Annotated in this window: 8 protein-coding genes and 1 pseudogene; 3 read left to right on the top strand and 6 right to left on the bottom strand. The window is 74.9% G+C overall.

Annotation, left to right across the window (positions count from 1 at the left end; translation table 11 throughout):
- Positions 1 to 1108, bottom strand: a pseudogene (locus tag ABZW03_RS30355) (HAMP domain-containing protein); the annotation flags it as partial.
- 226 nt (positions 1109 to 1334) lie between these two features.
- Here ABZW03_RS30355 and ABZW03_RS30350 point away from each other — a divergent pair.
- Positions 1335 to 2300 carry a hypothetical protein gene (locus ABZW03_RS30350; RefSeq protein ID WP_355265230.1) on the top strand — a complete coding sequence of 322 codons (966 nt, stop codon included), beginning with the start codon at positions 1335 to 1337 and terminating at the stop codon, positions 2298 to 2300.
- A 50-nt stretch (positions 2301 to 2350) separates the two neighbouring features.
- Here the strand turns inward: ABZW03_RS30350 and ABZW03_RS30345 are convergent, their stop codons facing one another.
- Complete coding sequence (locus ABZW03_RS30345; protein WP_355265227.1) at positions 2351 to 2788, bottom strand: gamma-glutamylcyclotransferase; 438 nt, start codon at positions 2786 to 2788, stop codon at positions 2351 to 2353.
- A 99-nt stretch (positions 2789 to 2887) separates the two neighbouring features.
- Here ABZW03_RS30345 and ABZW03_RS30340 point away from each other — a divergent pair, with 99 nt between their 5' ends.
- Both ABZW03_RS30340 and ABZW03_RS30335 read left to right on the top strand, forming a co-directional pair.
- On the top strand, positions 2888 to 4342 hold the full coding sequence (locus ABZW03_RS30340; protein ID WP_355265225.1) for an NAD(P)H-quinone dehydrogenase: 1455 nt from the start codon (positions 2888 to 2890) through the stop codon (positions 4340 to 4342).
- Positions 4343 to 4542: 200 nt separating this feature from the next.
- Positions 4543 to 5535, top strand: coding sequence for a DeoR/GlpR family DNA-binding transcription regulator (locus ABZW03_RS30335; RefSeq protein ID WP_355265222.1), 993 nt, complete (start codon positions 4543 to 4545; stop codon positions 5533 to 5535).
- A 103-nt stretch (positions 5536 to 5638) separates the two neighbouring features.
- Here the strand turns inward: ABZW03_RS30335 and ABZW03_RS30330 are convergent, their stop codons facing one another.
- From ABZW03_RS30330 to ABZW03_RS30315, 4 genes are all read right to left on the bottom strand, one after another.
- A complete protein-coding gene (locus ABZW03_RS30330; RefSeq protein WP_355265219.1) occupies positions 5639 to 7414 on the bottom strand; it encodes a biotin carboxylase N-terminal domain-containing protein in 1776 nt (591 codons plus the stop codon).
- Between the two features lie 235 nt (positions 7415 to 7649).
- Positions 7650 to 8396 (bottom strand): hypothetical protein, encoded by a 747-nt coding sequence (locus ABZW03_RS30325; protein ID WP_355265216.1) that lies wholly within the window; start codon positions 8394 to 8396, stop codon positions 7650 to 7652.
- Between the two features lie 66 nt (positions 8397 to 8462).
- The gene (locus ABZW03_RS30320; RefSeq protein ID WP_355265213.1) at positions 8463 to 9065 is read right to left on the bottom strand and encodes a nucleoside triphosphate pyrophosphatase; all 603 of its coding nucleotides are present in this window, start codon (positions 9063 to 9065) and stop codon (positions 8463 to 8465) included.
- 47 nt (positions 9066 to 9112) lie between these two features.
- Positions 9113 to 9253: a hypothetical protein gene (locus ABZW03_RS30315; protein ID WP_355265211.1), complete on the bottom strand. Its 141-nt coding sequence runs from the start codon at positions 9251 to 9253 to the stop codon at positions 9113 to 9115.
- Between the last annotated feature and the right edge of the window lie 316 nt (positions 9254 to 9569).

Raw genomic sequence — 9569 nt, 5'->3', positions numbered from 1 at the left:
GGGCGATCCGGCCGGCCTCGCCGCGCAAAGGGATCGTCCGCACACCCCCGCCTGCGGGCCGACGCCCGGGCCCGCGCACCGGCTGCTCCAGCCGGTCGCCGCGGGTGAGCCGACGGGACTCCAGGAACAGGCCCAGCAGCGGGCGCTGCAGGCTGCGGATCAGGTACCAGGCGAGCAGCAGGGCCAGCACCAGCAGGGCGCCGGCGGCGGCCAGGCCGAGCATGGGGTGGCGCAGACTGCCGGGCTTGCCGTCGACGGTGCTGGTGGAGACCACGGTCAGGCCGAGCGGGGCGGCCTGGTCGTGCCCGCCGGGGGCGGCGACGGCGGCCCAGCCGGCGACCCGGCGCAGGCCCTTGTCGTCCGGGCTCCCGGCCAGGCTGCCGGAGGCCGTCTCGCCGGGGGCGGGGTGCTGCCGGGCGGCGCGCTCGCGGGCGGTGGTGACCACCCGGCGGTCGCCGTCGGCGGTGAGCGCGGCGCCGGTGGTGTCCAGGACGGCGCCGGTGGCGTCGAGGACCTGGATGGTCTGCTCCTTGCGGGTCGCGATGCCGGGCAGCCGCAGGTTGTCGGAGGCGACCAGCAGGGCGCGGCCGTCGGCCTTGGTGGCGACCAGGGCGAAGGTGAGCAGCCGGGTGCCGGCGGTGGAGGGGACCAGGACGGGGGCGGGCGCGGTGTCGGTGACCTTGGTGAGGTCCAGGCCTGCCAGCGGGACCGTCTCGCCGCGGGCGGCCAGCAGCCGGCCGGTGTCGGGGCGGACCACCACCGTGCCGCGCCACTTGTGGTACGCCTGGCCGAGCGCGGTCAGCACCGCGGCGGGCTCGGCGGGGGCGCTCTCGTAGCGGGCGGCGGCCCGGCGCAGGTCGGTGGCGCTCTCGTGCAGTCCGGCGCGCAGCGAGGCGGCGGTGTCCTCGGCGGCGTACTGGTGGGACTCGCGGACGGCCTGCGGGGTGTCGTCGACCCGCAGTCCGCCGACGGCCAGGGCGGTGATCGCGGCGACCGCGAGCAGCAGGACCAGCAGCAGTGCGATGGGCGGGCGGATGCCCCCGAGCAGCGGCATGTCGGCCCGGCGGCGGTAGCGGTGCTGCCGCGGCGGGTTCGGTGCCGTGCTCACGAGGGGCCTCGTTCTCCTCCGGGCTCGCCGTGCCGGCTCCGGGAAGGCGGCGGCCGGCCCTCCCGATTAAGCGATGATCAAGAACTGGTCAAGCCGGACCAGCGTACGAAGAGGTTTCGAAAAAGTTGTCACGAATCGGTTGTGATCCGGTGTCGCTTGGGTGTCGATTCGCGGGGGTCCGGTGTGGATCATGGCCGCGGCGGCGCGCAGGGTAGGTTCGACCGCCATGGAGACTCGGGGTTCGCGACGCACACTGCTGCCGGCGGCGGTGCTGCTGCTGGTGCTGGCGGCGCTCGCCGGGGTGCTGACCCTGGCCGCGCACGGCGGGGCGGACCGGCCTCGGGTGGTCCGGTCGGCGCCCTCGCCCTCGGGACCGGCTCCGGTGGACCTCGCGGCCCGGGTCGACGAGTACACCGCGGGCTTCGCGCCGGACGGCTCGTACGCGCCCCCGGACGCGGCGCAGCGCCGGGCGGTGGCCGACGGCGTGCTCGGCGCGCTGGACGGGCAGCCCGAGCAGGCGGGCCGGGAACTGGCCCGGGTCGGATACCGGCTCACCGAGTTCACCGAGGCCGCGACCGGCCGCCGGGTGGCCGAGATCGCCGACGGCACCGCGGCCGACGGCCGCGGCTGGGGCCGGATCTACCTGGACCTCTCGGCCCGCCCGAACTGGTCGGTCCAGGTGCCCCACCCGGTGTCGGACGCCCGGACCGAGGCGCTCGGCGTGGAGCTGTTCCGGGCCGCGCCGGGCGGCGTGCTGGTGCTCGCCGGGGCGCACCGTCGCGCCGGGGCGGACGGCTCCTCGGACGTCGCGCACCGCTCCGACACCGTCTTCGCCGCCGTCGTCGAGGCGCTCACCGGGCGCGGGCTGCCCGGCGTCCAGGTGCACGGCTTCGACGAGGGCAGCCTGCCCGGGCAGGACGCGGTGGTCTCCAGCGGCGCCGGTCAGCCCGGCCCGGCCGCCGAGCTGACCGCCGCCGGGCTGGGCCGGGCCGGGTTCGCGGTCTGCCGGGCCTGGCGGGAGAAGTGCGGGCAGCTGGAGGGCACCACCAACGTCGAGGGCCGGTTCGCGGCCGGCGTCGGGGTGCCGTGGCTGCACGTGGAGCTCGGCAACGGGCTGCGCACCGAGCCGGCCCGGCGCGCGGCGGTGGCCGGGGTGCTGGCCGAGACGGTGCGCAGCTGGGGGCCGCGCTAGCCGGGGCGTGCCCCGCCGTCGCGAGCCCGACCGGAACGGCCGGCCACGTCCTAGCAGGGGCGGCGGCGGAGGTCCATGACGTAGTCGTGCGGGGCGCCGGCGCTCTCCGCGGCGTCGGCGATCAGGCCGAGGTAGCGGGCCGCGGGCAGGCCGCCCTCGTAGTCGTTGAGCACGTACGTCCAGACCGGGATGTCGCCGTCCAGGGTCTGCGCGCGCAGCTTGATCTTGCGGTAGATGCCGAGCTGGACGCCCTCCCAGCGGTCCAGGCCCTCCTCGTCCATCGGCGCGACGTCGTACAGCGAGACGAAGACCTGGTCCTTCTCGTCCTCGACGACGGTGGCCAGCGAGCCCTCCCAGCCGAGCTGTTCGCCGCCGAAGGTGAGCCGCCAGCCGGTGAGCCACCCCGTGCCGCGCAGCGGGGAGTGCGGGGCTCGGCGGGTCATCTGCCGGGCATCGAGGTTGGTGGCATACGCGGCGTAAAGGGGCATGGGGGCCAGCGTAGCCCGGGCGGCGGGCGGGCCGGGGCGACTGGACGAAGGTGCGCGAGCCCGGACCCCGGCGTGGCGGCGCCACCGGCGTGCGGGACAATGGGGAGCGTGACTCGGATCGTGATCATCGGTGGCGGACCCGGCGGCTACGAGGCGGCCCTGGTCGCCGCACAGCTCGGCGCGGAGGTGACCGTCGTCGACCGCGACGGTCTGGGCGGATCGGCGGTGCTCACGGACTGCGTTCCGTCGAAGACCCTGATCGCGACCGCGGAGGTGATGACCACCTTCGACAGCTCGTACGAGGAGCTGGGCATCCTCGTCGCGGACGACACCCCGCCGGTCGAGCAGGCGGCCCGGGTGATCGGCGTGGACCTGGGCAAGGTCAACCGCCGCGTGAAGCGCCTGGCCATCGCGCAGTCCCACGACATCACCCAGTCCGTCACCCGGGCCGGCGTCACCGTGCTGCGCGGCCGCGGCCGGCTCGGCACCGGCGGGCAGGCCGTGGACGGCTCCCGCGAGGTGCTGGTGGACGCGCCCGACGGCACCGTGCAGTCGCTGCGCGCCGACGCGGTGCTGATCGCCACCGGCGCCCACCCGCGAGAGCTCCCGGACGCCCAGCCGGACGGCGAGCGGATCCTCACCTGGACCCAGGTGTACGACCTGGAGGAGCTGCCCCGCGAGCTGATCGTGGTCGGCTCCGGCGTGACCGGCGCCGAGTTCGCCGGCGCGTACCAGGCGCTCGGCTCCAAGGTGACCCTGGTGTCCAGCCGGGACCGGGTGCTGCCGGGCGAGGACCCGGACGCCGCCGAGGTGCTGGAGGACGTCTTCCGCCGCCGCGGCATGAACGTGATGGGCCGCTCGCGCGCCGAGAGCGTCAAGCGGATCGGCGACCGGGTCGAGGTCATGCTGGCCGACGGCAAGGTGATCGAGGGCACCCACTGCCTGATGGCGGTCGGCTCGATCCCCAACACCTCCGAGATGGGCCTGGAGGAGGCCGGGGTCAAGCTCAACGACTGGGGCCAGATCCAGGTGGACCGGGTCTCCCGCACCACCGCCCCCGGCGTCTACGCGGCGGGCGACTGCACCGGCGTCTTCATGCTCGCCTCGGTGGCGGCCATGCAGGGCCGGATCGCGATGTACCACGCGCTCGGCGACGCGGTGCAGCCGCTGAACCTCAAGACCGTGGCCTCCAACGTCTTCACCGACCCGGAGATCGCCACCGTCGGCTACACGGCGGCCGACGTGGAGTGCGGCAAGATGGACGCCGTCGTGGTCAAGCTCCCGCTGCGCGGCAACCCGCGGGCGAAGATGCAGGGCATCCGGGACGGCTTCGTGAAGCTGTTCTGCCGCCCGGGCACCGGCATCGTGGTCGGCGGCGTGGTCGTCGCCCCGCGCGCCAGCGAGCTGATCCACGCGATATCGCTCGCGGTGGACGCCAATCTGACGGTCGAACAGGTGGCCAGCGCGTTCACCGTCTACCCGTCCGTCTCCGGCTCGACCGCCGAGGCCGCCCGGCAGCTGCACATCCGGAAGCGGGCCGAGGGCGAATCCTGAGCGTCCGGCGCACAGTTGAGGGCGGCTGCCGATCGGCGGCCGCCCTTTTCGCGGGCACGGCCATCACCCGGACGGCGGGCGCAGTTCCGGGCCATTGACGGCGCGTATTGTACGGTCACGCGCCGCTCGTGCGTGAGCAATTCCCGCTACTAGCTGCAAACGCCTGAAAGCAGACGGTCACGCAGGTTACCGTCGGTTCTGTGTTTGCAGCAGAACGTCGCCAGTTGATCCTCGAAATGGTGCGCGCCAACGGAGCCGTCTCGCTCCGGGAGTTGGCCCGCGTCGTCCAGACCTCCGAAGTGACCGTGCGCCGTGACGTGCGGGCGCTGGAGGCAGAAGGGCTCCTCGACCGCCGGCACGGCGGCGCGGTGCTCCCCGGCGGCTTCAGCCGCGAACCCGGATACCCGCAGAAGACCCACCTGTCCGCGGCGGAGAAGAGCGCCATCGCGGACCTCGCCGCCGGCCTGGTGGAGGAGGGCGACGCGGTGGTGGTCGGCGCCGGCACCACCACCCAGGAGCTGGCCCGCCGGCTGGCCCGGGTGCCCGGGCTGACGGTGGTCACCAACTCGCTGCTGGTCGCCCAGGCGCTGGCGCACGCCAACCGGGTCGAGGTGGTGATGACCGGCGGCACCCTGCGCGGCTCCAACTACGCGCTGGTGGGCAGCGGAGCGGAGCAGTCGCTGCAGGGGCTGAGGGTCACCAAGGCCTTCATCTCCGGCAGCGGGCTGACCGCCGAGCGCGGGCTGTCGACGGCGAACATGCTGTCCGCGAGCGTGGACCGGGCCATGGTGCTGGCGGCCGCCGAGGTGATCGTCCTCGCCGACCACACCAAGCTCGGCGCGGCCGGCATGTTCCAGACCGTCGCCACCGACACCATCACCCGGCTGGTCACCGACGAGCAGGCCACCGCGGACGACACCACCGCCCGCGAACTGGACGCGCTCGCCGACTGCGGGGTGCAGGTCGACCTGGCCCCGCTGGGCGCGGGCCCGGGCGGCGACGCCCCGGTGCACGGCACCGGCAGCGGCCCGGTGCACCAGACCCAGCCCGGCCCGATGGCCCGCCGCGGCGGCCCGCCCCCCGGCGGCGCCCCGCTGCCCGGCCAGCGCCGCCCGGGCGCGCACGGCGGTCACGCGGGCCCGGGCGGCATCCCGGCCCGGCTGGCCGAGCTGGGCCTGCCGCGCGGGCGCTGAGGGGCCCGTACGGGCCCTGACGAGGGGTCCGGCACGTCCTCGGAAACGCGACCGGTCCGCACACCCCAGAGGGGCGTACGGACCGGTCCGAGGACGGGGTGCGTCAGTCCTTGATCTCGCAGAGCGCCGCGCCGCTGCTGACGCTCGCACCCACCTCGGCCTTGAGGCCGGAGACGGTGCCCGCCTTGTGGGCGTTCAGCGGCTGCTCCATCTTCATCGCCTCCAGGACCACGATCAGCTCGCCCTCGGCGACGACCTGGCCCTCCTCCACGGCGACCTTGACGATGGTGCCCTGCATCGGCGAGGCCAGGGTGTCACCGCTGACGGCCGAGCCGGCCTTCTTGGCGCCCACCCGGCGCTTGGCCTTGGCGGCACCCGCCGCACCGGCCGCCGGGGCCGCCGCGACGCCCAGCGAGGACGGCAGCGAGACCTCGATCCGCTTGCCGCCGACCTCGACCACCACGGTCTCCCGGGTCTCGGCCTCCTCGCCGTCACCGGCTGCGCCGGCGAACGGCGGGATGGTGTTGTCGAACTCGGTCTCGATCCAGCGGGTGAAGACCTTGAACGGCCCCTCGCCGCCGTGCACCTCGGGCGCGAACGCCGGGTCGGCGACGACCGCCTGGTGGAACGGGATGGCGGTGGCCATGCCCTCCACCTTGAACTCGGCCAGCGCGCGGCGGGCCCGCTCCAGGGCCTGCTTGCGGTCGCGGCCGGAGACGATCAGCTTGGCCAGCAGCGAGTCCCAGGCCGGGCCGATGACCGAGCCGGTCTCCACGCCGGAGTCCAGGCGCACGCCCGGGCCGGACGGCGGGGCGAACAGCGTCACGGTGCCGGGCGCGGGCAGGAAGTTGCGGCCCGGGTCCTCGCCGTTGATGCGGAACTCGAAGGAGTGGCCGCGCACCTCGGGGTCGCCGTAGCCGAGCTCCTCGCCGTCGGCGATCCGGAACATCTCGCGGACCAGGTCGATGCCGGTGACCTCCTCGGTGACCGGGTGCTCCACCTGGAGACGGGTGTTGACCTCCAGGAAGGAGATCGTGCCGTCCAGCGCGACCAGGAACTCGCAGGTCCCGGCGCCCTGGTAACCGGCCTCCTTCAGGATGGCCTTGGACGCCCGGTACAGCTCGGCGTTCTGCTCGGCGGTCAGGAACGGCGCGGGCGCCTCCTCGACGAGCTTCTGGTGGCGGCGCTGGAGCGAGCAGTCACGGGTGGAGACGACCACCACGTTGCCGTGCTTGTCGGCCAGGCACTGGGTCTCCACGTGCCGCGGGTTGTCCAGGTAGCGCTCGACGAAGCACTCGCCGCGGCCGAAGGCGGCGACGGCCTCGCGCACCGCGGACTCGTACAGCTCCGGGATCTCCTCGAGCGTGCGGGCGACCTTGAGGCCGCGGCCGCCGCCGCCGAAGGCCGCCTTGATGGCGACCGGCAGGCCGTGCTCGCGGGCGAACTCGATGACCTCGTCGGCGCCGGAGACCGGGTCCGGCGTGCCGGCCACCAGCGGGGCACCGGCCCGCTGGGCGACGTGCCGGGCGGTCACCTTGTCGCCGAGGTCGCGGATGGCCTGCGGCGGCGGGCCGATCCAGATCAGACCCGCGTCGATGACGGCCTGGGCGAAGTCGGCGTTCTCCGACAGGAACCCGTAGCCGGGGTGGACGGCGTCCGCGCCGGAGTCGGCGGCCGCCTTGAGGACCTTGGCGATGTCCAGGTAGCTGGTGGCGGGGGTGTCACCGCCCAGCGCGTAAGCCTCGTCGGCCGCGCGGACGTGCAGCGCGTCCCGGTCCGGCTCGGCGTAGACGGCGACGCTGGCGATACCGGCGTCCGAGCAGGCCCGGGCGACGCGGACGGCGATTTCCCCGCGGTTGGCGATGAGCACCTTGCGCACTGTGGCTCCCTTCTTGAACCTCGTCGAGTTTATGGATTCCTGGGCAGTACCGGCGAGTAGCCCCCGGTTGTGAACTATCCCACACGCTCGGTGATGGCTTTCCCGGGCCCGTGTCCGGGCCCCCGCACGACACCACAGGTCGGCACCGGTGCGCCCGGACCGGTGGGTGCCGCGGCGGGTGACCGGCCGGCGGCGTGGCGGGAGGTGGCATCGGCCACAGTCTCCCGGGGACCGCTCAAGCGGCGCCGGAGCGGGCGTCGGAGTGGGCGTCGGGCCGCCGCAGCGCCGCGGCCGTCACGTCGGCCGCCACCTCGACCACGTCCGGCCCGTACGCCTCCGGGTTGACCACCCGCAGGACGAGCGCGAAGGTGCCGTCCGGCCCGTACGTGCGGGCGAGTTCGCGGTGGCGGGTGGTCAGGTAGCGGACCCCGGCCTGGTTGGCGGTGCCGGTCTGACCGGAGACCAGGAACACCGGGCGGCCTCCGTCCGGGGTGGCGATCCGGGCCAGCAGGGTGTGCGCGCGGTCGGGGCCGGCGGTGTAGTCGTGCTCGCCCACCACGAGCACGTTGCTGCCCGGGCCGGGGCCCGAGGTGATGAGGACGCCCGGCAGACCCCAGGCCAGGTGCGCGGCCATCCGCTTGTTGCTGACCGGACCGCCCAGGCACAGCTCGGTCTTGGTGCCCAGGCCGCGGTGCGCGGCGTCGTGGGCGACCAGCTCGGGCCGCGCCCCGCACTCCTCGACCAGCCCGGCCAGCCACATCAGCGCGTAGGCGTCGCGCCGGGTCACGGTGTGCGCGTGCGAGCCCGTCCCGATGCTGCGCGGCACCACGATCAGGCACTCGCCGCCGTCCGGCAGCCCGAAGAAGGCCCGCACCCGTTCGACCCTGCGGCGCCGCCGCAGCACCTGGGCCAGCCAGCCGAGGCCGGCGCTGATCGCGCTGGCCACCAGGCCGAGCACCACGTTGAGCACGCTGTCGGTCATCTGCGGTGTCCCCCTCCCCGTCCGGACGCCGGTCAGCTTAGGACGGCGGGGGCGCCGTGCGGCAGGTCAGTCGGCCCACAGGTCGGTGATGCGCACGTCCAGGTCGGCGAGCAGCCGGCGCAGCAGCGGCAGGGAGAGGCCGATGACGTTGCCCGGGTCGCCGTCGATGCCGTCGATGAACGGGGCCGAGCGGCCGTCCAGGGTGAACGCCCCTGCCACGTGGAGCGGTTCGCCGGAGGCCACGTACGCGGCGATCTCCGCGTCGTCCGGGGTGCCGAAGCGGACGGTGGTGGACGCGGTGGCCGAGGACTGCCGGCCGGTCGAGGTGTCGATCACGCAGTGCCCGGTGCGCAGCACGCCGGCCCGCCCGCGCATCGACTGCCAGCGGGCCAGGGCCTCGGCGGCGTCGGCGGGCTTGCCGAGGGCCTCGCCGTCCAGCTCCAGGACGGAGTCGCAGCCGATCACCAGCTCGCCGTCGGCGAGTTCGGCGGCGACGGCCTTGGCCTTGGCCTCGGCCAGGACGAGCGCGAGCTCGGCGGGGGTGGCGGCGGTGATCGCGTCCTCGTCGACGCCGCTGACCACCACGCGCGGGTCGAGCCCCGCCTGGCGCAGCAGCCCGAGGCGGGCGGGGGAGGCGGAGGCGAGGACGAGGGCGCGCTGGTCGGTCATGTCCACCAGCGTAGGGGGTGCCGGTGTCCGCCGTTCGGGTGAACGGTTCAGGTGTACGGCTGGGAGAGCATCATCAGCACGGCGCCCACCAGCACCAGGACGGCGAGCACCTTGCCGGCCCGCTGCATCCGCTGCTGCATCCGACGGGCCTCGGGCGAGGGCTCGTCGCGGGGGTCTGACCAGAGCACCCGTCCAGAGTGCGCCGCCCGGGGCGCGGGCGCCTGAGTATCCGTACTCAGGTTTCGGGCAAAGCGGGCGGGGCGGCGGCCGGGAGAGGTCGAAAGGGGCCGGGAAACGCGTGCGGAGTGGAGGGTCGGCGATGCCGACTCCCCACTCCGCACGGGGACTTCAGTGCGCCCAGCCCGAGGTCCGCCAGGCGTTCACGCCCGGGTGGACGGCGGGGCGGAGCAGGCGGGCGCGGTCGTTCCAGGGGGAGGCCGGGCCGGCACCGGCCAGACGCGCCGCCTCGGCGGCGGCCTGCGCGGCGGCGGCCCGGGCCTGGAC

Source organism: Kitasatospora sp. NPDC004799, assembly GCF_040609095.1.
In the GTDB taxonomy this organism is placed as follows: domain Bacteria; phylum Actinomycetota; class Actinomycetes; order Streptomycetales; family Streptomycetaceae; genus Kitasatospora.
Note: the sequence above shows the minus strand (reverse complement) of the source record. Positions and strands in the feature narration are given on the sequence as shown.

Excerpts from the sequence above, each read along its gene's own strand:
- ABZW03_RS30350 (WP_355265230.1), top strand. The coding sequence starts at position 1,335 with ATGGAGACTCGGGGTTCGCGACGCACACTGCTGCCGGCGGCGGTGCTG.
- ABZW03_RS30320 (WP_355265213.1), bottom strand. The coding sequence starts at position 9,065 with ATGACCGACCAGCGCGCCCTCGTCCTCGCCTCCGCCTCCCCCGCCCGC.
- ABZW03_RS30325 (WP_355265216.1), bottom strand. The coding sequence starts at position 8,396 with ATGACCGACAGCGTGCTCAACGTGGTGCTCGGCCTGGTGGCCAGCGCG.
- ABZW03_RS30345 (WP_355265227.1), bottom strand. The coding sequence starts at position 2,788 with ATGCCCCTTTACGCCGCGTATGCCACCAACCTCGATGCCCGGCAGATG.
- ABZW03_RS30340 (WP_355265225.1), top strand. The coding sequence starts at position 2,888 with ATGGGGAGCGTGACTCGGATCGTGATCATCGGTGGCGGACCCGGCGGC.